Genomic DNA, 23,274 nt, shown 5'->3' with positions numbered 1-23,274 from the left:
AAGGAGAGCAGATGCTCTCCTTTTTGTTAGATCCTAGATACGAGTTCCTAGAACCTAGGCTCCAGGATCTAGGTTCTAGGTTCTATTACTCCTCAAGCTTAAACACTACCTCTACCCTATCGCGGATAGTGATTTCAGTATCCTGGTAGCTCACTGCACTCTCCGGCGCAGCGTCCATCGCCATACGCATCATCATCGGGCGTGGCTGGCTGGCTTGATAAGAGATCTGCCATACACCATCCAATGACTCGCCAAACCCTTTGGCCAGCGATTCTGCTTTGGCGATAGCATCTTTGATCGCAGCCTGGCGTGCTTGCTCTAAGTACTCGTCTTCGTTGCTGACTTTAAGCTCGATGTTGTTGATTCGGTTGATACCATCGCCCAACGCACTATCTAGGTAGGTGTTGAGGTTATCCAGTTCATTGACCGTCACCGTCACATGGCGGCTGGCACGGTAGCCCTTGAGCTCAGGCTCTTTGTCTTTCGGGTAATGGTACTGAGGCTGGAGGCTGATATTCGCGCTCTGGATCTGGTTACGCTCGATGCCTTCATCAAGCAAACGTGCAACGAAAGCTTCCACCGCTTTATCCACCGCTTGCTTGGCTTCTTTGGCTGTCGGACGGATTTCTTCTACAGCCACGGCAAATACTGCCATATCCGGCTGGGCAGTCACTTCACCGTTACCGGTTGTCTGCAAATGCGGAACACTGACCGAGGCCGCAGCGATACCACTGGTGCCCATTAAACCCAACCCTAACATCACTACGATAAGTTGTTTTTTCATCTGTCTTATTCCTGTTATCCGAGTCTGTTTTTTCATGCTTTGTCCATATGACAACAGGCCAAGACAAATAATTCCCTTAAATGAGATTTTTTTGTACATTGTTTTATTGGGGCAGTACCTTCCCTGCATATTGGGTCAGTTGCTCAGACAGATCTGACAATACCCCGCTCTCCAGTGCCCAGTGATGCCAGTACATTCGGCGGGTCAGAAAAATATCGGGGGTCAGATTGACCAGCGTGCCCGAATCGAGTTCCTGCTGAATTTGGATCCGTGGGATCAAACAATAGGCAATCCCTTCTACGGCCATCCTGACGAATGCCTCTGATGAACGTACGGTGTGTTTCATCACGCTGCCGAACGGCAAATTGAAATGCTGATGGATAAAACGCTCATGCATATCATCATGATGATCAAACGCCACCCCGGGTGCAGCCAGCAAGGTGTCGCGGTTTACCCCCTCAGCAAAATACTTGTCGGCAAAAGATGGGCTGGCAACACAGAGAAAGTCGACTCTACCGAGGTAATCGGCAACACAGCCCGGCATCGGGGTGGACTCCATGCTGATCGCCCCGACCACTTCACCACTACGTAGCTTATCCAGGGTACGGGCTTCGTCTTCAATCATTAAGTTGAGTTCAATTCGCCGTGAGCGCAGCAATGGACTGAGTGCCGGCAGCAACCAGGTTGCCAAGCTGTCGGCATTGGTGGCGATAGACACAGATAAGGGCTGGCTGCTGTCATCCGGTGTCAGTTCAGGTAACAACTCCTGTTCGAGTAACCTTACCCTGCGATACAGCCCCAGCATTTTTTGCCCTGCCGCAGTAGGCCGCGGCGGTTGTTCCCTTACCAGCATCGGCTGGGCCATTAATTTTTCCAGCTGTTTTATCCGCTGTGATACCGCCGACTGAGTGATACAGAGATACTCTGCCGCCCGCTCAAATCCCCGCTGCGATATCACCGCATCGAGCGCTTCAATCCACCGATAATCCAGTCCGCGCATCCTTTTTTTCCCCGTTTTATGGCTACAAAACCACCTCATTAGAAACTCTAATATTACATAAATTTTATTAGTTGTACTTAACAATAGAGGCAGGAGTATGCTTGCGCCATCACATTCACTACAGCCTCCCAGTGACGGGAGTTGCGGTAAAACACAAACGATAAGGTAAGCAGTAAAATGAGCATTTGGGCGTTATTACAAGGATTTGGACTCGGGGCATCGATGATTATTCCTATCGGGGCACAGAACGCCTTTGTACTCAATCAGGGGATCAAGCGTAACCACCATCTCACGACCGCAACGGTCTGCAGTATCCTCGATACCCTGTTCATCAGCCTGGGTATCTTCGGCGGTGGTGCGTTGCTATCAAGCAATGAAACCCTGCTGACCAGTGTGACAATCGGCGGTATCTTGTTCCTGACCTTTTACGGCTGCCTGTCACTGAGCAGTGCCCTGCGCAAGCCATCCGAGCAAGAGAAAAACAAAGAGGTGCTGGCCCGAGGCCGTCGAGCCGTAATTCTAGGAGCATTAGCGGTAACCGTATTGAACCCACATATGTACCTCGATACGGTAGTGATCCTCGGCTCAATCGGCGGCCAATTCGAGGGCAACGACCGTGTTGCTTTTGCCATCGGGACTATCATGGCCTCGTTTGTCTGGTTCTATACCCTATCGATGGGCGCCGCGAAATTAGGTCCGACATTATCAAAACCTAAGGTAAAGCGCGGAATTGATCTGGCCGTTGCCACTATGATGTTCTTCATCGCGATTCACCTGGCACAAGGATTATGGAGCCAATATGCAGCCTGAGAAAATAGAACACATCTACCAATCTAACCTGGAGTTATTCAGCCAAACCAATGTCAGCTACCAGCAATGGCAGCACGAGCCGATCCTAGACTTCGAAACCGACGAGAGGATCGGCAAGGAGCTCGGCTGGACAGCGGCCCCGACCAAAAGTCTGTTCATGAAGGTCAAAGGGGGCGGCCATTGCCTGCTGCTGACCCACCGTGACAGTCGACTCAACAGCAAATTGGTCAAGCAGGTACTGGGCAAGCGGGTATCAGTCTGTAGCCATGAAGAGATGATTGATGCCATTGGCTGCGCGCCGGGGGCAGTGTGTCCTTTCGGTCTACCTGCCGAGATCACCCTGCTGGTTGACCCTATCGTATACAGCTACCAGGACTTAATGTTCACACCGGGCAAGCCCGATATGACCTTTGCATTTGCCGCCTCAGATCTTGATAAGTTGCTGGAAGAACTGCCCAATACAGTGATCCCGTTACCGGGAGAATAGAGGCGAGAGGCGAGAGGCGAGAGGCGAGAGGCGAGAGGCGAGAGGCGAGAAAGTATATATACCAAGTGCCAAGTGCCAAGTGCCAAGTGCCAAGTGCCAAGTGCCAAGTGCCAAGCATGATCTGCACGAATAACCACACAAAAAAATGGAGCCTTGCGGCTCCATTTTTTATTGATACGTCTCTTACTGCTGTTCGAGAACCTTGTTGAGGTGGACATCCATCTGCGGATACGGGATCCCGATGTTTTCTTTGTCCAACTCTTCCTTGATAGCCTGCATCAAGTCGAAGTATACCGCCCAGTAGTCTACGGTATTCACCCACGGACGAACGGCGAAGTTCACCGATGAATCAGCCAATGCCAGTACACCCACGGTTGGCGCTGGATCTTTCAAAATACGATCATCAGCTTCAATCACCCGGTTCAATACCGCCTTGGTGTGCTTCAGATCGGCATCGTAAGACACACCAATCACCAAATCGATACGGCGGGTTTTATGACGTGAGTAGTTGGTGATCGGGCCACCAATGACGCCCGCATTCGGTACCACCACCATCTTGTTATCCGGGGTATTCAGAATAGTCGAGAACACCTGAATAGATTCGACCGAGCCAGACACACCGCCAATCTCGACAAAGTCACCGGACTTGAACGGGCGGAAGGCAACAATTAGCACACCGGCAGCAAAGTTTGACAGCGAGCCCTGCAATGCCAGACCAACAGCCAAACCGGCGGCACCGATCACAGCAACCACAGAGGCTGTCTGTACCCCAACACGGCCAAGAGCGGCGATTAGAACGATAACAAACAGCAGGTAGCGAACAAGCGAGTGCAAGAACTCAACGACCGCTTCATCCATGTCTTTTCTGCGCAGCACTTTGGCCACACCGTTTGCGATGCTCTTGGTAATAATATTACCGATAAACAGGATGACTAGCGCAGAGAGAATATTCACCCCGTACTGGATCAACAACTCCTGGTTGTCAGCGACCCAGGTACCTGCATTCAGCACACCTGTAGTTAGTTCATTATCCTTGATGGTATCCACCACCGTATCTGCAACACCGGTGACGGTATCCGTTACGGTATCTGTAACACTACTCTCACTCATACCTTTCTCATCCTGCAAATGTTATTTCCTTTCCCACAAAAAAATAGACCGCGGGAGCACAAATAATCATAGGCTCAATCATGTTAATTACTTATGCAATCACCACTATAACAGTGATTTATTAATTTTGTTGAGCCCTGAAAGCTCTTTTTCGCGCCGGATAATACTCCTAGGCTCAAAAAACGCCAACAAAAATTTGAGCGAGTTCACAAACAAATGACAGGCATAAAAAAACCCGCCGAAGCGGGTTTTTTACAAAGCTTTAAGCTAAACGTAACTTATAGTACGTCGATAGCATTAAGGTCTTTGAAAGCTTGCTCAAGACGGTTAACCATACCAACCTGACCAGCACGTAGCCATACGCGTGGATCGTAGTATTTCTTGTTAGGCGCGTCTTCACCAGTTGGGTTACCGATCTGACCCTGTAGGAAGTCACGGTTTTCAGCTTCGTACGCACGAACGCCATCCCATGTAGCCCACTGAGTATCAGTATCGATGTTCATTTTGATAACACCGTAGCCGATTGACTCTTCGATTTCTTCCTGAGAAGAACCAGAACCACCGTGGAATACGAAGTTCAGAGCGTTACCAGCGATACCGAATTTCTCAGCACAGTATGCCTGAGAGTCACGTAGGATAGTTGGAGTTAGAACAACGTTACCTGGCTTGTATACACCGTGTACGTTACCGAAAGAAGCAGCGATAGTGAAACGTGGGCTGATAGCGTTTAGTTTCTCGTAAGCGTAAGCTACGTCTTCTGGAGAAGTGTATAGCTCAGACTGATCCATATCAGTGTTGTCTACGCCGTCTTCTTCACCACCAGTACAACCTAGTTCGATCTCAAGAGTCATGCCCATCTTAGCCATGCGCTCTAGGTACTTACCAGAGATTTCGATGTTCTCTTCTAGAGACTCTTCAGAAAGGTCAATCATGTGAGAAGAGAATAGAGGCTTACCAGTTTGTGCGAAGAACTCTTCACCCGCGTCTAGTAGACCGTCGATCCATGGAAGAAGCTTCTTAGCAGCGTGGTCAGTGTGAAGAATAACTGGCACACCGTAAGACTCAGCAACAGCGTGTACGTATTTCGCACCAGCTACAGCACCCATGATCTGTGCTTCCTGACCTTCTAGTTTCAGACCTTTACCAGCGAAGAATGCAGCACCGCCGTTAGAGAACTGAACAACAACTGGTGCTTTAACTTTAGCAGCAGCTTCTAGTACAGAGTTTACAGAGTCAGTGTTAACAACGTTAACCGCTGGAAGAGCGAATTTGTTTTCTTTCGCTACTTCAAATACTTTCTGTACGTCGTCGCCAGAAATAACACCAGGTTTTACAAAATCGAAGATCTTAGACATAACAATAGTCCTATTTGCCTTGTTGTCTTATATAAATATAAATCTGTGCAATCGATTGCGATCGGCCATATTCTACAAAAACATGACCTTATTCACAATCAGATAAAAGGCGGAAGCTCTTTATTGGACGGAACTCCCGCACTCAAATTACTTAAGCTTTAGCACGCTCTTCTAGCATTGCAACCGCTGGAAGTACTTTACCTTCAACGAACTCAAGGAACGCACCGCCACCTGTAGAGATGTAAGAAACGTCAGCCTTGATACCGAACTTGTCGATAGCTGCTAGGGTGTCACCGCCGCCTGCTACAGAGAAGCCTGCAGATTCAGCGATTGCTTTAGAAATACCAGCAGTACCCGCTTCGAAGTTCTTGAACTCGAATACGCCTACAGGGCCGTTCCAAAGGATAGTTTTCGCGTTGCCGATGATTTCAGCAAGAGCAGCTGTTGACTCAGGACCTAGGTCGAAAATCATGTCGTCGTCAGCAACTTCAGTCACGCTCTTGATTTCAGCTTCAGCGTTCTCGTCGAATGCTTTTGCACAAGCAACATCAGTAGCAACTGGAATAGCACACTCTTTCATTAGCTTCTGAGCAGTTTCAACTAGGTCTGCTTCGTATAGAGACTTACCTACGTTGTGGCCTTCAGCTGCGATGAATGTATTCGCGATACCACCGCCAACTACTAGCTGGTCAGCAACTTTAGAAAGCGACTCAAGTACAGTTAGCTTAGTAGAAACTTTTGAACCACCAACGATAGCAACTAGTGGACGCTCTGGGTTGTCCATTGCTTTGCCTAGTGCTTCTAGCTCAGCAGCAAGAAGAGGACCAGCACATGCTACTGGTGCGTAAGTACCAACACCGTGAGTAGACGCCTGTGCACGGTGAGCCGTACCGAATGCGTCCATTACGAATACGTCACATAGTGCAGCGTACTGCTTAGAAAGTGCTTCTTCGTTCTTCTTCTCGCCTTTGTTGAAGCGAACGTTTTCAAGAACAACTAGCTCACCAGCGTTCAGCTCAAGACCGTCTAGGTAGTCTTTTGCTAGCTTAACTTCGCAATCTAGCGCGTCGTTTAGGTAGTTAACAACAGGCTGTAGAGAGAACTCTTCCGCGTACTCGCCTTCAGTTGGACGACCTAGGTGAGAAGTAACCATTACTTTAGCGCCAGCTTCTAGGCACTGCTTGATAGTAGGTAGAGACGCAAGGATACGCGCATCAGAAGTTACTTTACCGTCTTTCACAGGAACGTTTAGGTCAGCACGGATGAATACGCGTTTACCCGCAAGTTCCAGATCAGTCATCTTGATTACAGACATGGTTTGTCCTCTCAACATTAATTAATTTAAAATCAAAGTTTTTGTCGACCCAGCGTCACTGCCAAGCCCTAATAATTCTTTACTGCTTATCACTAACCGACGAGCTATTCTCACCAGCCGTATCGGCTAGTCCGGTTGCGTGCATTGCCAAAGCGGTATCTAGCATCCGGTTGGCAAATCCCCATTCGTTATCACACCAGACCAACAGCTTGATAAGGTGCTGGTTACTCACTCGGGTCTGGGTACCGTCAACAATCGCGCTATGGGGATCGTGATTGAAGTCTATTGAGACAAGCGGCGCTTCGGTATAGTCCACTATGCCATCTAATGTACAACGAGATGCCTCTGCCAGTGATTGATTTACGTCATTAACTTTCACATTTGTTTTTACAGTGACACTTAAATCCATCGCGGTGACATTAATTGTCGGCACGCGCACAGAGATGGCTTCAAATTTGTCAGAAAATTTCGGAAAGATACGACCAATACCCAGATGAAGTTTAGTATCAACCGGAATAATTGACTGACTGGCAGCTCGGGTTCGGCGTAAATCGCTATGGTAAGCATCAATGACCTGTTGGTCGTTCATTGCCGAGTGGATAGTGGTAATGGTGCCGGACTCTATGCCAAAGGCGTCATCCAGCAATTTGATCACTGGAACAATACAGTTGGTTGTACAGGAGCCATTGGAGACAATATGGTGGTCAGGCTTGAGCGAGTCGTGGTTAACACCATAGATAATGGTGTTGTCGATATCATTTGCAGCAGGGTGGGAAAACAACACTTTCTTGGCGCCCGCTTTGATATGGGCTTCGCCGTCAGCACGGCTACCGAAGATGCCGGTACAGTCCAGGACAATGTCTATGTCGAGGTCTTTCCAGGGCAATAGGTGAATGTCGCTTTGGTGGAGAATACGGATACTGTCCTTGTCGCCGTTTTCATGAGCAATAAACATGTGCTCCTGATCATGGCTGACAGGCTTGAAAAAGCGTCCATGGCTGGTGTCATACTGCAGCAGATGAGCCATTGCTTCCGGCTCAGCCAGTTCGTTGACCGCCACGACGTCGATGTGATGATCTTTACCGCTCTCGTACAGTGCGCGAAGCACACTGCGACCAATACGGCCAAATCCATTAATTGCGACTTTTAGTGTCATATCCGTGCTACAAAATTAATAAGCCGCGATAGTGTATAACAAGCCTTGCTGATAATCACCATAAATGTGAGCAGAATCACCCAACAGAACAAAAAGCTAATATTTCATAACCTTAGAGTTAAAACCTTGTATTTATGCTGGTCTTTGACAGCAAATTATGGCGTGACAGAGATCTCACTTCATATAAAAAAAGACCCCATCAAGGGGTCTTTTTTTCATCCTTCGAAATAAATCGCCTTGCGCAACGCGCTAAGCGGTTTAGTTCAGGCTAGGCTTATGCCAGCAACTCTTTGGCTGTGTTTACCACGTTTTCAGTGGTGAAACCGAACATCTTGAATAGCTCGCCAGCAGGTGCTGATTCGCCGAAGGTCGTCATACCGATGATACGGCCGTTGAAACCTACGTACTTGTACCAGAAGTCAGCAATACCCGCTTCGATAGCAACTCGAGCCGTCACATCTGATGGTAGAACCGCTTCACGGTAAGCCGCATCTTGCTTGTCGAATGCATCGGTAGATGGCATTGAAACAACGCGTACTTTCTTACCTTCTGCAGTTAGCTGTGCAGCCGCTTCTACCGCTAGCTCAACTTCAGAGCCAGTTGCGATAAGGATAAGCTCAGGCTTGCCTTCGCAATCTTTCAGGATGTAAGCACCCTTAGCGATGTCAGCAACCTGTGCTTCGCTGCGCTCCTGCTGAGCTAGGTTCTGGCGCGAGAAGATCAGAGACGTTGGGCCGTCTTTGCGCTCGATAGCCAGTTTCCATGCTACTGCAGACTCAACCTGGTCACATGGGCGCCATGTGCTCATGTTCGGTGTCAGACGTAGAGATGCCATCTGCTCAACCGGTTGGTGAGTCGGGCCATCTTCACCCAGACCGATAGAGTCGTGGGTGTAAACCTGGATGTTCTGCACTTTCATCAGTGCCGCCATACGCATTGCGTTACGCGCGTATTCCATGAACATTAGGAATGTTGCACCGTATGGTACGAAACCACCGTGTAGTGCGATACCGTTCATGATTGCAGTCATGCCGAACTCACGCACACCGTAGTGGATGTAGTTACCAGAGAAGTCGTTCGCTTCTAGCGACTTAGAACCAGACCACATAGTCAGGTTAGAAGGTGCTAGGTCAGCAGAGCCGCCCATAAACTCAGGTAGCATCTGGCCAAATGCTTCTAGTGCGTTCTGAGAGGCTTTACGAGAGGCGATGTTCGCTGGGTTAGCTTGCAGATCAGCGATGATTGCGTTTGCTTTTTCTTCCCACTGCGCTGGTAGCTCACCGTTTACACGACGCTTGTACTCAGCCGCTAGCTCAGGGTAAGCAGCTGCGTATGCTTCGAACTTCTCGTTCCAAGCCGCTTCTTTGGCTGCGCCTGCTTCTTTCGCATCCCACTCAGCAGCGATGTCTGCTGGGATTTCGAATGGGCCGTGATTCCAGCCTAGGAACTCGCGTGCAGCCGCGATTTCATCGTGGCCTAGTGGCGCACCGTGACAGTCGTGCGAGCCCGCTTTGTTTGGCGAACCAAAACCGATGATAGTCTTGGTACAGATAAGCGTAGGACGCGGATCAGCTTTAGCCGCTTCGATAGCCGCATTGATAGCGTCTGCATCGTGGCCGTCTACTGCTGGAATTACGTGCCAGCCGTATGATTCGAAACGCTTAGGCGTATCGTCAGAGAACCAACCTTCAACTTCACCGTCGATAGAGATACCGTTGTCATCCCAGAATGCGATCAGTTTGCCTAGACCTAGAGTACCGGCTAGAGAACACGCTTCGTGAGAAATACCTTCCATCAGACAGCCGTCACCCATGAACACGTAAGTGTGGTGGTCAACGATGTCGTGGCCTTCGCGGTTGAACTGGGCAGCAAGTGCTTTTTCAGCCATCGCCATACCCACACCGTTAGTGATGCCCTGGCCTAGTGGGCCAGTGGTTGTTTCAACACCCGGTGCGTAACCGTATTCTGGGTGACCAGGTGTTTTTGAATGTAGCTGGCGGAAGTTTTTCAGATCGTCGATAGACAGATCGTAGCCAGTTAGGTGAAGCAGAGAATAAATCAGCATTGAACCATGGCCGTTCGACAGGATGAAACGGTCGCGGTCAGCCCACTCAGGGTTTTGTGGGTTGTGGTTCATGTGGCCACGCCACAGTACTTCAGCGATATCAGCCATACCCATAGGTGCACCAGGGTGGCCTGAGTTAGCTTGTTGAACACCGTCCATGCTCAGGGCACGGATTGCATTAGCAAGATCTTTACGAGAAGACATGTCTGCTCCAGAAATTCGTAGACGTTGAATATTCGGCTCCCCTCACCGTCATTGGTTCAGGCAAGCCGCAGTTCGGCGGGCGGGTATTGTCGCAAAGACTAGGCTATGACTGCAAACGATTTCCTGAGAAAAATAAGTTCTATATCAAGGTAATGATGATATTAACCCCTCTATAAACAAGGCAACTAACTGTAATAAAAGCGTTACAGGGAAAACGTTTGCCTTGTGTTTTTGCGAGCAGCCCTACTTCTTGTAAGTTGATTTTCGAGCAACAAAGAGTATTATAGCCGTCTAGACGGAGGTAGCTCTATACATACAAACGTATATCCGTATGCAAGTATGTGACCATGGAACATGGTTTAGAGCCCGAGAACATCAACTAACACATAAATTTATGGGAGCGCTCATGTCGAAGCACCTGTTTACTTCTGAGTCAGTATCAGAAGGTCATCCAGATAAAATTGCAGACCAGATTTCAGATGCAGTATTGGATGCGATCTTAGAGCAAGATCCGAAAGCACGTGTTGCGTGTGAGACTTACGTAAAAACCGGTATGGTAATGGTTGGTGGTGAAATCACTACCTCTGCTTGGGTTGATATCGAAGAGCTAACTCGCGAAACCGTTCGCGAAATCGGCTACACCCACTCAGACATGGGCTTCGACGCTAACTCTTGTGCAGTACTAAGCGCAATCGGTAAGCAGTCTCCAGACATCAACCAGGGTGTTGACCGTGAAGACCCACGCGAGCTAGGTGCTGGTGACCAGGGTATCATGTTCGGTTACGCGACCAACGAAACTGACGTACTGATGCCAGCTCCTGTGACTTACGCCCACCGCCTAGTAGAGCGCCAGGCTAAAGTACGTAAGAACGGTGCCCTACCTTGGCTTCGTCCAGATGCGAAAAGCCAGGTGACGTTTGCCTACGACCAAGGCAAAATCGTTGGTATCGATGCAGTAGTACTATCTACCCAGCACTGCGACAGCATTGAACTACCAGTACTGCAAGAAGCAGTAATGGAAGAAATCATCAAGCCAGTTCTACCTTCAGAGTGGCTGAACAAAGACACCAAATACTTCATCAACCCAACCGGCCGTTTCGTTATCGGTGGCCCAATGGGTGACTGTGGTCTGACTGGTCGTAAGATCATCGTTGATACCTACGGCGGTGCTGCTCGTCACGGTGGCGGTGCATTCTCTGGTAAAGATCCATCGAAAGTTGACCGTTCAGCAGCTTACGCAGCACGCTACGTAGCGAAGAACATCATCGCGGCTGGCATGGCTGACCGTTGTGAAATCCAGCTTTCTTACGCAATCGGTGTTGCTGATCCAACATCTATCATGATCGAAACATTCGGTACTGAAAAAGTTTCTCACGACATCATCGTAGAAGCAGTACGCCAGCACTTCGACCTACGCCCATACGGCCTGATCGAAATGCTTGACCTTCTGAAGCCAATGTACAAGAAAACAGCGGCATACGGTCACTTCGGTCGTGAAGAATTCCCATGGGAAAAAACTGACAAAGCCGACATCCTACGCGACTTCGCTAACATCAAGTAAGCGTTTAGGCTCGGTAATAAAAAAGGAAGCTTCGGCTTCCTTTTTTGTTTTAAGTTCCAAGATCCTAGAAGCGAGTTCCTAGAATCGGAGGCAATATTCTCTCAAGGAACCTGAACCGAGGATCCAGGAACTAGGATCCCGAACCTAAACCACCTATACTCCACTGCTCCACCAGCCAGCCTTGGAATGAACATGACCACCCTGCAACACCAAGTAATCGACCGCGTTAAGCAATGTATTTCCCAGGCCAACCAACGCCTCAACAAGCGTTTGGTGATGCCTGACGTGCGCTTTACCCAACGCGGGAAGATTGCCGGCAGTGCTCGGTTGCAAGGTTGGGAGGTACGCTTCAATCCGGTACTACTGAAAGAGAATCCGGATGCTTTCCTTAATGAGGTAGTACCGCATGAAGTGGCCCACTTAGTGGTATTCAAGTTGTTTGGAAAAGTTCGGCCACATGGTCGGGAGTGGCAGGTCATCATGCAGGAAGTATTCGGGGTGGCACCACGTACCACCCACAGCTTCGATGTCAGCTCAGTTCAAGGCCAGACATTTCTCTACCGCTGCCAGTGCAGCGAACACCAAATGACGGTCCGCCGCCACAACAAAGTCCAGCGCGGCCAAGCCCACTACCGCTGCCGCCAGTGCGGTCACACACTGGCCTTCCAGCAGCAAGGAACACTTTAAGCTTGGTTACTCGCGACTGAAATCATCGCGGAAGAAAACCCGACTCTGAGCCTGTTGCACGCTTTTTACTATTGGCTTACCCGAAACAAAATACGATTGCGCCTCACACCAACCGGCACCAAAAGGTAATGAATCCGTTGTGTCATCGACACGGTTAAAGTCGGCGCTCAGATCACGTAATAAAATACGCTCAGCGACCTGCTTTGCCCTCGCCTTCACAAAACTATCAGCCAAACGGTCACGCTGCCCCCAACCTATCTTGTAATCATCACAATTAGGATCGGAAACTGTTGGCTCCACAAGGAATGCAACATCAGAAGTCGCTTGATATTCCTTATGCATCATAAAAGCCTCGAACAGCATGGCGACATCTTCAGCCTGACTGGAATAAGCGTAAAAATCAGCCGCACCATCAAACTCGAACTCGTTCCCCATAGTCGCAGCATCAAACTGAAGTTGTTCTTGGGTTGGCTTATCTCCACGGAAAGAGACTTGCGCCATTTGGTGAAGCATGGTCGAGCTTAGTGGTTGATCACGGTTGAGCTCACTGTTGACTGGGATCCGTCTCTGTATATTCCACCAAATCGTCTGGTTAGTATCCAAATCCACCAGTGTATCCTGTGGCAGATAGTCATTGGCATGTGCCAGTTCATGGGCCAGCAAGCGGTATAGCCCTCGGGTGATCTGGTCTAGATCCCGGCGGGCATTGTGATCCGCGTTGTAGCTATTGCTGGTCAGTACATAATCCCCATAGCGGTCGAGATATCGGTTGGCGGCGACAAAATTAAGCAGGGACTGATAAGCATCACGATAGTCATCTTGCTGATAAATATCCTGCCAATGGGAATGTGTTTGCCAGAGATAGCGCGGGTCAATATAGATACTGGCGGTACCTGAATGGTAAAACGAAGGACGAACCTCATAGCTCAGGACGATGGCATTGACCGAGCGAAACAGATTCAGCAGATCCTGAGGCATCTCACGCAAAGCCGCAATGAAGTTATCACCCATCCATTGGTGCGAAACTAACACTCGAGCTGCAATGTCATCAACAGTGATGTTCTCGCTATTTCCGTACCCTAGTGGGGCGATATCACTAACCAGACAAGATTGCTTCTGTTTATACAAAGTCACGCAATCAAGGCCCGCTGTCGCAATTAGGCTATCCGGCTGGTATGCATGCAAACTGTCGAGAGCGGGATCACCATTAACGTTAGAACGCTCCTGTGCTTTGTCACCTCCGCCACCACACCCTCCGAGCAACAGAAAACTGGTGAGCGTAGCAGCTATCCACGTCTTATCCATCTAAACATTCCTTGTTTTACAGATGCAATTACTCGCATATGCTACAAAAAAAGGACAGCTCCGCAACTAGCAAAGCGCAAAACTGCGATACCGCTAGATGCATCAAGTACGGTTTATTTCTCGTTTCCCCTTGTTTTTCTTCTTTCTGGCGTCCATTTCTTTATCCATGTACCTGCATGGTATGACCAACAACCTGCAATCAGCGGGAGAGTTGATATAATGCAGCCAGATTACAACCAACGGGTTACGAGATAGCCATGAGAATCCCACGAATTTACCACCCGGAGTTATTACCTAGCTCTGGAACCGTTATGCTCAGCGATGATGCTGCCAACCATGTCGGCCGCGTCATGCGTATGCAGGCTGGCCAGGAAGTCCTGCTCTTTGACGGCAGCAATGCCGAGTTCCCGGCCGTGATCACCAATGCCAGCAAGAAAAGTGTGGAAGTGGAGATCCAGGCCCGTAATGAAAACAGTGTCGAGTCGCCGCTGGATATTCATCTCGGTCAAGTGGTATCACGTGGTGAGAAGATGGAATTTACCATCCAGAAGTCAGTCGAGCTGGGCGTCAATACCATTACCCCGCTGATTTCAGAGCGCTGTGGCGTGAAACTCAATGCCGATCGTTTCGAAAAGAAACTCCAGCAATGGCAAAAAATCGCCATCAGTGCCTGTGAGCAATGTGGCCGCAATACCGTGCCGGAAATCCGCCCGATCATGAAACTGGAAGACTGGTGTGCCGAGCAATATGACGGCCTCAAGCTCAACCTGCACCCTCGTGCCCACTACTCAATCAACACCCTGCCAGCGCCTGTCAGTAAAGTACGTCTACTGATTGGCCCGGAAGGCGGTCTGTCTGCTGAAGAGATCAGCATGACCGAAGAATACAAATTTGACGAAATCCTGCTTGGCCCGCGCGTACTGCGAACCGAGACAGCCGCGATGACAGCAATCACAGCCCTGCAAGTCCGCTTCGGCGATCTAGGCTAACGCCCCCAAGGGAAGAAATTAGGAGAAAGCAATGATCAAACTGGGTATCGTGATGGACCCTATCGAGTCTATCAACATCAAGAAAGATTCCAGCTTTGCCATGATGTTGGAAGCCCAGCGCCGTGGTTGGGAAATTCACTACATGGAAATGAACGACCTGTCACTGGAGCAAGGCAAGGCCATGGCCCGCACCCGTGTCGTCAGCCTAAAGGAAGATCCAAATGGCTGGTTCGAATTCCATAGCGAGCAGGAAATCGCCCTGTCAGATCTAGATGCAGTATTGATGCGTAAGGATCCGCCATTCGACACCGAATACATCTACGCTACTTATATCCTTGAGCGTGCCGAAGATGAAGGCGCCCTTATCGTCAACAAACCACAGAGCCTGCGTGACTGCAACGAAAAGCTATTCACCGCTTGGTTCCCGGAACTGACACCGACGACAGTGGTTACCCGTCGTGCCGATAAGATCAAAGCTTTCCACCAGGAACACGGTGATGTGATCCTCAAGCCGCTTGATGGCATGGGTGGCTCGTCTATCTTCCGCGTGATGAAAGGCGATCCGAATGTCTCGGTGATCATCGAAACCCTGACCAACCATGGCGAAAACTACTGCATGGCCCAGACTTTCGTACCGGATATCAGCAACGGCGACAAGCGTATTCTGGTGGTCGATGGCGAACCGATGCCATACTGCCTGGCACGCATCCCGGCCAAAGGAGAAACCCGTGGCAACCTGGCAGCTGGCGGCCGCGGCGAAGCTCGCCCTATCAGCGAGACCGACCGCAAGATTGCCGAGACGGTTGCACCGGTTCTTAAAGAGAAAGGGCTGATCTTCGTCGGTCTTGATGTGATTGGTGACAAGCTGACTGAAATCAACGTTACTAGCCCAACCTGTATCCGCGAAATCGAAGCCGCTTTTGATATTTCTATCACCGGCAAGCTGATGGATGCTATCGAGCGCCGCATCAACGCATAATACGCTGATTCAATGCAGCCTGATCATTTCACCCTCTAGGTAAAATTGGTTAGGCTGCGTGAATAGTTAAAATCCTCTCCCTTTAATACCAATTCTGTTAATTAGTCGGCATACTGTAAGTAAGTCGATCGGTTGTAGGTATCTTCCCATGAACTTGACGAACCACTTTCTGGTAGCCATGCCGAGCATGCAAGATCCTAATTTCAAAGGAAGTGTTGTCTACATTTGTGAGCATAACGATGAAGGTGCAATGGGCATCGTCATCAACCTACCGATTGAAATTTCGGTAGGCAATATGCTCGACCAAATTGAAATTGAGCGTGAGTTACCCGTCAGGGATCACTCCTGCCTTGAGCAACCGGTATTCAATGGTGGCCCGGTATCTGCTGATCGCGGTTTTGTCCTGCACAACCGAGTCGGCCGTTTAAGCTCAAGCATCGATGTCACCGAAGAGGTTTCGATCACCACCTCTAAAGATATTCTCTCGTTGCTCGGTACCAGTGAATCACCTGATAACTTCCTGGTTGCTCTTGGCTATGCCGGTTGGGATGCGGGACAACTGGAACAGGAGCTCATTGAGAATGTCTGGCTGACAACAGAAGCCAACACCGATGTAGTGTTCAATACCCCGATAAATGAACGCTGGAACAAGGCCATTGCCCAGCTAGGTATCAGTGCCACTCACCTTTCCACAGAACAAGGACACGCATGAGTCAATCTCGCAGCGTACTAGCTTTTGATTACGGTACGAAAAGTATTGGTGTCGCTATCGGCCAAGAGCTGACCGGCACCGCTAGCCCGCTTGCCGCTCTGAAGGCACGGGATGGGATCCCTAACTGGGATGACATTGAAAAAATCCTCAAAGAATGGCAACCGGACTTGGTGGTTGTCGGCCTTCCGCTAGATATGCAGGGCGGCGAGCTGGAAGCGATCACGCCTCGGGCCAAGAAATTCGCCAACCGCCTGCATGGCCGCTTTGGCTGCCCGGTAGAATTGCATGACGAACGCCTGAGCACCGCCGAAGCCCGCTCAGATCTGTTTGATCGTGGCGGATACCGCAATCTCAGCAAAGGCAATATCGACTCGCAGTCTGCTGTCGTGATCCTAGAAAGCTGGTTCGAGCAGCAATACGGATAAATAGTAGAGCCTAGGTTCTAGATCCTGGAACCTAGGTATTTTTTCCCTCATTCCATACTCCTCACTACCTTCCAGCTCCAGCGTACAGCTTTTCCCTTTCTTATCACCAAAAAGCAATCGCCCGCCAAGATCTAGAATCATTGGCGCTATCTAGCCCACAAGGATCAAGGGATGATCAGCTTGTACAGCTTTTGGGCTATTTGAACCCAAAAGCTCATTTACCTGTACAACAAGATCAAAGCCATTTTAATAGCCTTTAATTTCAACGCCTTATTAAAAGTGATCAACAAAAAAAGCATTAGGATCATAGTAACCCCAATGCTTTTGGTTTATCGCTGGCTAATTAGTTGATTTAGCCCATATCGACAGTCACTCCGGACAGCGAGTTGTTGCTCAATTGGCTTTTACTACCAACTTTGATCATCAGGCGCAGATCATTAGCGGAATCGGCATGGTGCAAAGCATCCTGCTCGGTGATCTTACCCGTACTGTAAAGCTCATAGAGCGACTGATCGAAAGTCATCATGCCGGACTCGTTCGACTTGGCCATGGTCTCTTTGATCTCATGCAGTTCGCCCCGGCGGATCAAATCGGCCACCCGAGGCGTGTTGATCAAAAGCTCAAAGGCACCGTGACGACCAACACCATGGGCATCGGGGATCAACTGCTGGGCCAAGATACACTTGAGGTTCAGCGACAGATCAAACAAGAACTGCTCGCGCCGCTCCTTGGGTACCAAGTGCAGGATCCGCTCGAGGGCCTGGTTGGCATTGTTGGCGTGCAGGGTAGCCATGCACAGGTGGCCAGTTTCGGCAAAGTTCATCGCATACTCCATGGTCTCGGGCGTTCGGATCTCACCGATAAGGATCATATCCGGTGCCTGGCGCAGGGAGTTTTTCAGCGCGACTTCATAGCTTTCGGTATCCAACCCAACCTCACGCTGGGTGACGATACATTTGTTGTGCTTATGGACAAACTCAATCGGATCTTCCACCGTCAGGATATGCCCGCTACGGTTGGCGTTGCGGTAGCCGGTCATTGCTGCCATCGACGTCGATTTACCGGATCCGGTCGCGCCAACGACCAACACCAAACCGCGCTTGGCCAGCGCCATCTTCTGCATATCCATTGGCAGATTGAGCGAGAAAAAGTCAGGGATTTCGGTTTCGATACGGCGGATCACCATTCCTGGCAGTTCGCGCTGCCAAAAAGCACTGACCCGGAAACGAAACTCCCCTCTTACCAAGGCAAAGTTGGCTTCCTTGGAGGCACGGTACTCCGCTTCCTGTTCGCTATCCATTGCCTCGGTAAACATTTGCTCGACGGCTTTAAGATCAAGCGTTTCGCCAAGCGGGTGAAGATTGCCATCAATACGCAGCAAGCAAGGTGAATCTACCGTGATATAGAGATCCGACGCCTTGCGGCTGACCATCTCGTTGAGTGCATGTTGCAAAGTCATTGCTATCTATTCCCCGTTAAAACTGCGAAAAGCCAGAGTCGACCACGCGACGGCCTTCCTCGGCATCGACCAAGCCTTGGGCCACCAGCATCTTGACGCTCTGATCCATCGTCTGCATCCCCATCGCCGAACCGGTTTGGATCATCGAGAACATCTGGGCCACTTTGTCTTCGCGGATCAGGTTGCGGATCGCAGGCGTTGCCATCATCACCTCATGGGCGGCAATACGGCCACCACTGGTACATTTGAGCAGGTTCTGCGAGACCACGGCGCGCAGCGACTCGGATAGCATCGAGCGTACCATCGCCTTGTCGTTACCCGGGAACACATCGATGATCCTATCGACTGTCTTGGCCGCCGAGCTGGTATGCAGCGTGCCCAACACCAAATGACCAGTTTCGGCTGCGGTCAAGGCCAAGCTGATCGTTTCGCGGTCACGCAACTCACCCACCACAATGACATCCGGGTCTTCACGCAGCGAAGAGCGCAGGGCATTATGGAAACTATGGGTATCGCGGTGTACTTCACGCTGGTTGATCAGACAGCGTTTGCCGGTATGGACAAATTCCACCGGATCCTCGATGGTGAGGATATGGCGGTTGAAGTTCTCGTTAATGTAATCCACCAGCGCAGCAATGGTGGTGGACTTACCTGAACCGGTTGCCCCGGTGACCAGTACCAAGCCTCGCTGGCATTGTGCAATCTGATAGAACACATCGGGCACACCCAACGACTCTAGCGTCGGGATATTCACCGGAATAGTCCTAAACACTGCTGCACTACCACGGGCCTGCTTGAAAGCGTTGACACGAAAGCGACCGACATCGGGCAACTCGAACGAGAAGTCGACCTCCAACCTCTCTTCGAACTCCCGTCGCTGGGCGTCATTCATTATATCGAAGACCAAACGGTGTACTTCACCATGCTCGAGAGCCGGCAAGCTCAGCTTGCGCACATCACCATCAACACGGATCATTGGTGGAACACCCGCTGAAAGGTGCAGATCAGAGGCGTTATGCTTTACACTAAAGTCCAGTAGTTCGGTGATATCCATAAATTTTCCCCACAGAATCAATTATGAATAGTATCAAGCAAAATATTGAACAGGTCATCACCCAGATTGGCCTGGCAGCAGAAAAATGCGGTAGAGATGCCGAAACAGTGCAACTACTTGCGGTAAGCAAGACCAAGCCTATCGCCGCCATCGAGGAAGCGATTGCCGCTGGCCACACGGCTTTCGGTGAAAACTATGTCCAGGAAGGCGTCGAGAAGATCCAGTACTTTGCCACTCAGGACACACCATCCCCGCTGAGCTGGCACTTTATCGGCCCGATTCAGTCCAACAAGACCCGCCCGATTGCCGAGCATTTCGACTGGGTTCACTCGGTGGACCGCGCCAAAATTGCCCGTCGACTGAGCGAACAGCGACCAACAGAGATGGCACCGCTCAATGTCCTGCTCCAGATCAACACCAGCGGCGAAGACTCCAAGTCGGGACTGGCGTTCGATGAAGTCGCAGCACTGGCGGACGAAGTCGCAGCAATGCCGAACTTGGTACTGCGTGGCCTGATGTCTATCCCGCAGAAAGCCGATGATTACACCAGTCAGCTCGCGGCTTTCTCCAGCCTTGCCGAGGCGATGGAAAAGCTTAAGGCCAAGCACCCTCAGCTTGATACCCTATCAATGGGAATGAGTGGTGATCTCGATGCCGCTGTTGCTGCTGGCAGCACAATAGTCAGGATCGGTACCGCAATTTTTGGTGCCCGCGATTATTCAGCTAAACAGTAAGCTAAGCGCTGGCTATAATAGCCACACAATTATAACGTCTAGGAAGGACGTCAGCGTCCCTCCCGGCCTTGAATACACAGAGGATGTAACATGGAACAACGCTCGATTGCCTTCATTGGTGCCGGTAACATGGCCCGCTCTATCATCGCCGGCCTCGTTGCCAGCGGCTATGCGCCAGACAAAATCACCGCCACAGCACCAAGCTCAGCCCGTCGTGAACCGCTGGCCCGTGATTACGGAATCCACACCACAGACAACAACCTGAGCGCGGCATCAGACGCTGATGTTATTGTCCTGGCGGTGAAGCCCCAGCTAATGGAAGAAGTCTGCCGCCCACTACAGATCCTCGACTTTTCCGGCAAACTGGTGATCTCCATTGCCGCGGGCATCGGTGCCGAGCGCCTCAATGAGATGCTGGCCACCAACTTGAACCTGGTCCGCGTAATGCCAAATACCCCGTCGCTGATCGGCAAGGGCATGAGTGGCCTGTATGCGTCTAGCACCCTTAATCCTAACGACCGCCAATTTGCCGAAAACTTAATGCAGGCTGTCGGTGAAGTGTGTTGGGTTGAGCAAGAGTCTGGCATTAACAGTATTATTGCCGCTGCAGGTAGTGCCCCGGCCTATTTCTTCCTGTTTATGGAAGCGATGCAGGAAGAAGCTATCAAGCAAGGCTTCAGTGCCGAACAAGCCCGTACGCTGGTACAGCAATCTGCACTAGGTGCCGCAGAAATGGTGGTCGCCAACCCGGAAACCGACTTGGCAACACTCCGTGAACAGGTCACATCAAAGGGCGGCACAACCGCCGAGGCAATCCGTACTTTCAACGAATGCCAACTTAGTGATACCGTAGCAAAAGCAATGCGTGCTGCCGTTTCCCGCGCTGAAGAAATGGAAAAATTATTTTAAGGTTAGTATATGAACTCAATTGGTTTTCTAGTCAGTACCCTATTTGATCTCTACATTATGGTCGTGCTGCTGCGCATCTGGCTTCAGTGGGCGCGTGCCGATTTCTACAATCCGTTTTCCCAGTTTATCGTCAAGGCTACCCAGCCGGTGGTTGGTCCGCTGCGCCGCTTGATCCCATCTATTGGTTCCCTGGATGTCGCAACGCTTCTGTTTGCTTATGTCCTGAGCATGGGTAAATTCGTCCTCCTGCAGACGGTATTGGGTGGTGGCTTCATGTTCACCCCAGAATATTTCTGGATTGGTGCCCTATCGCTGCTTAAAGCTGCCGGTGGCCTGCTGTTCTGGGTATTGCTGCTTCGCGCAATCCTAAGCTGGGTCAGCCAAGGCCGCAGCCCGGTTGAATACGTCATGCATCAGCTAACTGAGCCAATGACAGCTCCGATCCGCCGCATTATTCCGGCAATGGGCGGCTTGGATCTAAGCGTACTGGTACTGTTCATTGGCCTACAGTTTGCCAACTTCCTGATCGGTGACTTTGTCGGCCCTATCTGGTTCCAACTATGAGCCAACAGGCCGCCTACCTTGATGGTGACGATCTGATCCTGCGGCTTTATATCCAGCCGAAAGCCAGCCGCGACCAAGTGGTTGGCCTGCATGGTGATGAGGTTAAAGTCGCGATCACCGCACCACCGGTAGATGGCAAGGCCAATGCCCATTTGGCGAAGTACCTGTCCAAACAGTTCAAGGTCGCCAAGGGGCAAATCGATATCGAAAAAGGGGAGCTGGGACGCCATAAACAAGTGCGTATCACCGCTCCGAAAGCAATACCCGAGCCCATTCAGGCTCTGCTGTAAGCGAAAGCAACTTCCAGCCCGGCGTCCTTCTAGACGCCGGGCTGTTTTTCATCAGAGCCTTTCATCATGACTCATTGGTCACAACTATTTTGGCCACAACTATAATGGAACTAAGCAATACCCACTTACAGTGCAGGGTAATACTCTGCCAGGTGCGTATAGAAGGATAATAAAATGACTCGTCTGTTCAGCCTATTTGCCTTACTCATTTCCTGCCTCGGCATCAGCCTTTCTGCCAATGCCGGACAATTCAAAGATATAGGAAATCTCGAAGTTCACTACTCCAGCTTTCCATCGACCTTCCTGACCCCGGAAGTGGCCAGTACCTACAAAATTCAGCGCAGCCGCTATTCTGCGGTTATCAATGTCACAGTGCTGAATAAAGACCAACAGGGTAAACCTGCAGTAACCGCGGTACTCAACGGTCAGGCCAAGAACCTACTCGGCACGGTGAAAAACCTCTCTTTCCGTGAAGTCAGGGAAGGTAATGCCATCTATTACATTGCTGAAATCAAACACGCCAACGAAGAGCGCTTCAGCTTTTCCATTGATGTCTCCCACAACGGCACCCGTGGAAATATCGAGTTTAACCAGACTTTTTATGTCGACTGATCAAAACATTTCACCGCATCCAGCGACAGCAATGACAGGGGAGCCTCGCGCTCCCCTTTTATTTTCCCGGCAGTGAGATAAGATAGCGCCCTCTTTATTGCGAGGAACTGTGATGAGCAAATTAGTACTGGCCACTGGTAACCAGGGCAAAGTAAAAGAAATGGCTAGCCTTCTGGCCGATTTTGGTTTCGATGTTGTCGCCCAGAGCGATTACAACGTCTCTTCGGTAGCCGAGACCGGTACCACCTTTATCGAAAATGCCATTATCAAAGCCCGTCACGCCGCCAAGGAAACCGGCCTACCAGCGATTGCTGATGACTCTGGCCTTGAAGTGGATTACCTCAAGGGTGCACCGGGGATCTACTCTGCCCGTTTTGCAGGCATTGATGCCTCTGATGAAGAAAACCTGCAGAAGCTACTCAAAGAAATGGAAGGCGTTGCGGATGAGCAGCGTACTGCCCGCTTCCACTGCGTACTGGTCATGATGCGCCACGAGAACGATCCAACCCCGCTTGTCTGCCACGGCAGTTGGGAAGGCAAGATCCTAACTGAAGCCCACGGTGAAAATGGCTTTGGTTACGACCCGGTTTTCTGGGTACCGGAAGATCAGTGCTCTTCTGCCGAGCTAGAGCCTGCACGCAAGAAACAACTGTCACACCGCGGCAAGGCCCTTGCCAAGCTGTTTGCTGCCCTGAAGGAAGCATAAAC

24 protein-coding genes are annotated in these 23,274 nt (G+C 50.4%); 14 read left to right on the top strand and 10 right to left on the bottom strand.

Annotated features, from left to right (window positions below):
* Positions 1 to 85 precede the first annotated feature (85 nt).
* Complete coding sequence (locus ACXAD4_RS02305; protein WP_475238380.1) at positions 86 to 784, bottom strand: oxidative stress defense protein; 699 nt, start codon at positions 782 to 784, stop codon at positions 86 to 88.
* A 103-nt stretch (positions 785 to 887) separates the two neighbouring features.
* Positions 888 to 1,784, bottom strand: coding sequence for a LysR family transcriptional regulator ArgP (locus tag ACXAD4_RS02300; protein WP_317524296.1), 897 nt, complete (start codon positions 1,782 to 1,784; stop codon positions 888 to 890).
* Positions 1,785 to 1,961: 177 nt separating this feature from the next.
* On the opposite strand from ACXAD4_RS02300, the gene ACXAD4_RS02295 reads away from it, so the two are divergent.
* Together ACXAD4_RS02295 and ACXAD4_RS02290 are read left to right on the top strand one after the other, a co-directional pair.
* Entirely contained in the window at positions 1,962 to 2,594 is a 633-nt protein-coding gene (locus tag ACXAD4_RS02295) for a LysE/ArgO family amino acid transporter (RefSeq protein ID WP_475238378.1), read from the top strand.
* Positions 2,584 to 3,081, top strand: coding sequence for a YbaK/EbsC family protein (locus ACXAD4_RS02290; protein WP_475238377.1), 498 nt, complete (start codon positions 2,584 to 2,586; stop codon positions 3,079 to 3,081). The genes ACXAD4_RS02295 and ACXAD4_RS02290 overlap by 11 nt, the downstream gene beginning before the upstream one ends.
* A gap of 183 nt (positions 3,082 to 3,264) precedes the next feature.
* On the opposite strand, the gene mscS is transcribed toward ACXAD4_RS02290, so the two are convergent.
* From mscS to tkt, 5 genes are all read right to left on the bottom strand, one after another.
* The gene (gene mscS / locus ACXAD4_RS02285; RefSeq protein WP_475238375.1) at positions 3,265 to 4,191 is read right to left on the bottom strand and encodes a small-conductance mechanosensitive channel MscS; all 927 of its coding nucleotides are present in this window, start codon (positions 4,189 to 4,191) and stop codon (positions 3,265 to 3,267) included.
* Between the two features lie 278 nt (positions 4,192 to 4,469).
* Positions 4,470 to 5,546, bottom strand: a complete 1,077-nt coding sequence (fbaA, locus tag ACXAD4_RS02280) for a class II fructose-bisphosphate aldolase (RefSeq protein ID WP_475238373.1) — start codon at positions 5,544 to 5,546, stop codon at positions 4,470 to 4,472.
* A 151-nt stretch (positions 5,547 to 5,697) separates the two neighbouring features.
* Positions 5,698 to 6,861 (bottom strand): phosphoglycerate kinase, encoded by a 1,164-nt coding sequence (locus ACXAD4_RS02275; protein ID WP_475238370.1) that lies wholly within the window; start codon positions 6,859 to 6,861, stop codon positions 5,698 to 5,700.
* A 79-nt stretch (positions 6,862 to 6,940) separates the two neighbouring features.
* Positions 6,941 to 8,017, bottom strand: coding sequence for an erythrose-4-phosphate dehydrogenase (epd, locus tag ACXAD4_RS02270; RefSeq protein WP_475238369.1), 1,077 nt, complete (start codon positions 8,015 to 8,017; stop codon positions 6,941 to 6,943).
* A 274-nt stretch (positions 8,018 to 8,291) separates the two neighbouring features.
* Positions 8,292 to 10,286 carry a transketolase gene (gene tkt, locus ACXAD4_RS02265; RefSeq protein ID WP_475238367.1) on the bottom strand — a complete coding sequence of 665 codons (1,995 nt, stop codon included), beginning with the start codon at positions 10,284 to 10,286 and terminating at the stop codon, positions 8,292 to 8,294.
* 406 nt (positions 10,287 to 10,692) lie between these two features.
* Here tkt and metK point away from each other — a divergent pair, with 406 nt between their 5' ends.
* Entirely contained in the window at positions 10,693 to 11,847 is a 1,155-nt protein-coding gene (gene metK / locus ACXAD4_RS02260) for a methionine adenosyltransferase (protein ID WP_107300889.1), read from the top strand.
* 192 nt (positions 11,848 to 12,039) lie between these two features.
* Complete coding sequence (locus ACXAD4_RS02255) at positions 12,040 to 12,534, top strand: SprT family zinc-dependent metalloprotease (protein ID WP_475238364.1); 495 nt, start codon at positions 12,040 to 12,042, stop codon at positions 12,532 to 12,534.
* Positions 12,535 to 12,540: 6 nt separating this feature from the next.
* Here the strand turns inward: ACXAD4_RS02255 and ACXAD4_RS02250 are convergent, their stop codons facing one another.
* Positions 12,541 to 13,839, bottom strand: a complete 1,299-nt coding sequence (locus tag ACXAD4_RS02250) for a hypothetical protein (RefSeq protein WP_475238362.1) — start codon at positions 13,837 to 13,839, stop codon at positions 12,541 to 12,543.
* A 257-nt stretch (positions 13,840 to 14,096) separates the two neighbouring features.
* Here ACXAD4_RS02250 and rsmE point away from each other — a divergent pair, with 257 nt between their 5' ends.
* From rsmE to ruvX, 4 genes are all read left to right on the top strand, one after another.
* Positions 14,097 to 14,828, top strand: coding sequence for a 16S rRNA (uracil(1498)-N(3))-methyltransferase (rsmE, locus tag ACXAD4_RS02245; RefSeq protein WP_317524285.1), 732 nt, complete (start codon positions 14,097 to 14,099; stop codon positions 14,826 to 14,828).
* Between the two features lie 31 nt (positions 14,829 to 14,859).
* Positions 14,860 to 15,807: a glutathione synthase gene (gshB, locus tag ACXAD4_RS02240; RefSeq protein WP_475238360.1), complete on the top strand. Its 948-nt coding sequence runs from the start codon at positions 14,860 to 14,862 to the stop codon at positions 15,805 to 15,807.
* A 148-nt stretch (positions 15,808 to 15,955) separates the two neighbouring features.
* On the top strand, positions 15,956 to 16,519 hold the full coding sequence (locus ACXAD4_RS02235) for a YqgE/AlgH family protein (protein ID WP_475238358.1): 564 nt from the start codon (positions 15,956 to 15,958) through the stop codon (positions 16,517 to 16,519).
* A complete protein-coding gene (gene ruvX / locus ACXAD4_RS02230; protein WP_475238355.1) occupies positions 16,516 to 16,944 on the top strand; it encodes a Holliday junction resolvase RuvX in 429 nt (142 codons plus the stop codon). Before ACXAD4_RS02235 ends, ruvX begins: the two co-directional genes overlap by 4 nt.
* A gap of 352 nt (positions 16,945 to 17,296) precedes the next feature.
* Here ruvX and ACXAD4_RS02225 read toward each other — a convergent pair whose 3' ends face one another.
* Together ACXAD4_RS02225 and ACXAD4_RS02220 are read right to left on the bottom strand one after the other, a co-directional pair.
* Positions 17,297 to 18,403, bottom strand: a complete 1,107-nt coding sequence (locus ACXAD4_RS02225; RefSeq protein ID WP_475238353.1) for a PilT/PilU family type 4a pilus ATPase — start codon at positions 18,401 to 18,403, stop codon at positions 17,297 to 17,299.
* 16 nt (positions 18,404 to 18,419) lie between these two features.
* Positions 18,420 to 19,457, bottom strand: coding sequence for a type IV pilus twitching motility protein PilT (locus ACXAD4_RS02220; protein ID WP_475238351.1), 1,038 nt, complete (start codon positions 19,455 to 19,457; stop codon positions 18,420 to 18,422).
* A 23-nt stretch (positions 19,458 to 19,480) separates the two neighbouring features.
* Here ACXAD4_RS02220 and ACXAD4_RS02215 point away from each other — a divergent pair, with 23 nt between their 5' ends.
* From ACXAD4_RS02215 to ACXAD4_RS02190, 6 genes are all read left to right on the top strand, one after another.
* Positions 19,481 to 20,191 (top strand): YggS family pyridoxal phosphate-dependent enzyme, encoded by a 711-nt coding sequence (locus tag ACXAD4_RS02215; protein ID WP_475238349.1) that lies wholly within the window; start codon positions 19,481 to 19,483, stop codon positions 20,189 to 20,191.
* A gap of 90 nt (positions 20,192 to 20,281) precedes the next feature.
* Positions 20,282 to 21,100: a pyrroline-5-carboxylate reductase gene (proC, locus tag ACXAD4_RS02210; protein ID WP_475238347.1), complete on the top strand. Its 819-nt coding sequence runs from the start codon at positions 20,282 to 20,284 to the stop codon at positions 21,098 to 21,100.
* A gap of 9 nt (positions 21,101 to 21,109) precedes the next feature.
* The gene (locus ACXAD4_RS02205; protein ID WP_475238344.1) at positions 21,110 to 21,664 is read left to right on the top strand and encodes a YggT family protein; all 555 of its coding nucleotides are present in this window, start codon (positions 21,110 to 21,112) and stop codon (positions 21,662 to 21,664) included.
* Positions 21,661 to 21,954 (top strand): DUF167 family protein YggU, encoded by a 294-nt coding sequence (gene yggU, locus ACXAD4_RS02200; RefSeq protein ID WP_475238342.1) that lies wholly within the window; start codon positions 21,661 to 21,663, stop codon positions 21,952 to 21,954. The genes ACXAD4_RS02205 and yggU overlap by 4 nt, the downstream gene beginning before the upstream one ends.
* 174 nt (positions 21,955 to 22,128) lie before the next feature.
* On the top strand, positions 22,129 to 22,566 hold the full coding sequence (locus tag ACXAD4_RS02195) for a DUF4426 domain-containing protein (RefSeq protein ID WP_475238340.1): 438 nt from the start codon (positions 22,129 to 22,131) through the stop codon (positions 22,564 to 22,566).
* Between the two features lie 112 nt (positions 22,567 to 22,678).
* Positions 22,679 to 23,272, top strand: a complete 594-nt coding sequence (locus tag ACXAD4_RS02190) for an XTP/dITP diphosphatase (RefSeq protein WP_317524274.1) — start codon at positions 22,679 to 22,681, stop codon at positions 23,270 to 23,272.
* Positions 23,273 to 23,274 lie beyond the last annotated feature (2 nt).

It is taken from the genome of Photobacterium sp. AWH4_225, from assembly GCF_056158405.1.
This window is presented reverse-complemented; position numbering and strand designations above follow the sequence as displayed.

Coding starts and splice junctions, on each gene's coding strand:
- ACXAD4_RS02305 (WP_475238380.1), bottom strand. CDS start 784: ATGAAAAAACAACTTATCGTAGTGATGTTAGGGTTGGGTTTAATGGGC.
- mscS (WP_475238375.1), bottom strand. CDS start 4,191: ATGAGTGAGAGTAGTGTTACAGATACCGTAACGGATACCGTCACCGGT.
- metK (WP_107300889.1), top strand. CDS start 10,693: ATGTCGAAGCACCTGTTTACTTCTGAGTCAGTATCAGAAGGTCATCCA.
- rsmE (WP_317524285.1), top strand. CDS start 14,097: ATGAGAATCCCACGAATTTACCACCCGGAGTTATTACCTAGCTCTGGA.
- fbaA (WP_475238373.1), bottom strand. CDS start 5,546: ATGTCTAAGATCTTCGATTTTGTAAAACCTGGTGTTATTTCTGGCGAC.
- proC (WP_475238347.1), top strand. CDS start 20,282: ATGGAACAACGCTCGATTGCCTTCATTGGTGCCGGTAACATGGCCCGC.
- ruvX (WP_475238355.1), top strand. CDS start 16,516: ATGAGTCAATCTCGCAGCGTACTAGCTTTTGATTACGGTACGAAAAGT.
- ACXAD4_RS02290 (WP_475238377.1), top strand. CDS start 2,584: ATGCAGCCTGAGAAAATAGAACACATCTACCAATCTAACCTGGAGTTA.
- yggU (WP_475238342.1), top strand. CDS start 21,661: ATGAGCCAACAGGCCGCCTACCTTGATGGTGACGATCTGATCCTGCGG.
- ACXAD4_RS02255 (WP_475238364.1), top strand. CDS start 12,040: ATGACCACCCTGCAACACCAAGTAATCGACCGCGTTAAGCAATGTATT.
- ACXAD4_RS02250 (WP_475238362.1), bottom strand. CDS start 13,839: ATGGATAAGACGTGGATAGCTGCTACGCTCACCAGTTTTCTGTTGCTC.
- tkt (WP_475238367.1), bottom strand. CDS start 10,286: ATGTCTTCTCGTAAAGATCTTGCTAATGCAATCCGTGCCCTGAGCATG.
- gshB (WP_475238360.1), top strand. CDS start 14,860: ATGATCAAACTGGGTATCGTGATGGACCCTATCGAGTCTATCAACATC.
- ACXAD4_RS02220 (WP_475238351.1), bottom strand. CDS start 19,457: ATGGATATCACCGAACTACTGGACTTTAGTGTAAAGCATAACGCCTCT.
- epd (WP_475238369.1), bottom strand. CDS start 8,017: ATGACACTAAAAGTCGCAATTAATGGATTTGGCCGTATTGGTCGCAGT.
- ACXAD4_RS02235 (WP_475238358.1), top strand. CDS start 15,956: ATGAACTTGACGAACCACTTTCTGGTAGCCATGCCGAGCATGCAAGAT.
- ACXAD4_RS02190 (WP_317524274.1), top strand. CDS start 22,679: ATGAGCAAATTAGTACTGGCCACTGGTAACCAGGGCAAAGTAAAAGAA.
- ACXAD4_RS02225 (WP_475238353.1), bottom strand. CDS start 18,403: ATGACTTTGCAACATGCACTCAACGAGATGGTCAGCCGCAAGGCGTCG.
- ACXAD4_RS02300 (WP_317524296.1), bottom strand. CDS start 1,784: ATGCGCGGACTGGATTATCGGTGGATTGAAGCGCTCGATGCGGTGATA.
- ACXAD4_RS02215 (WP_475238349.1), top strand. CDS start 19,481: ATGAATAGTATCAAGCAAAATATTGAACAGGTCATCACCCAGATTGGC.
- ACXAD4_RS02195 (WP_475238340.1), top strand. CDS start 22,129: ATGACTCGTCTGTTCAGCCTATTTGCCTTACTCATTTCCTGCCTCGGC.
- ACXAD4_RS02205 (WP_475238344.1), top strand. CDS start 21,110: ATGAACTCAATTGGTTTTCTAGTCAGTACCCTATTTGATCTCTACATT.
- ACXAD4_RS02275 (WP_475238370.1), bottom strand. CDS start 6,861: ATGTCTGTAATCAAGATGACTGATCTGGAACTTGCGGGTAAACGCGTA.
- ACXAD4_RS02295 (WP_475238378.1), top strand. CDS start 1,962: ATGAGCATTTGGGCGTTATTACAAGGATTTGGACTCGGGGCATCGATG.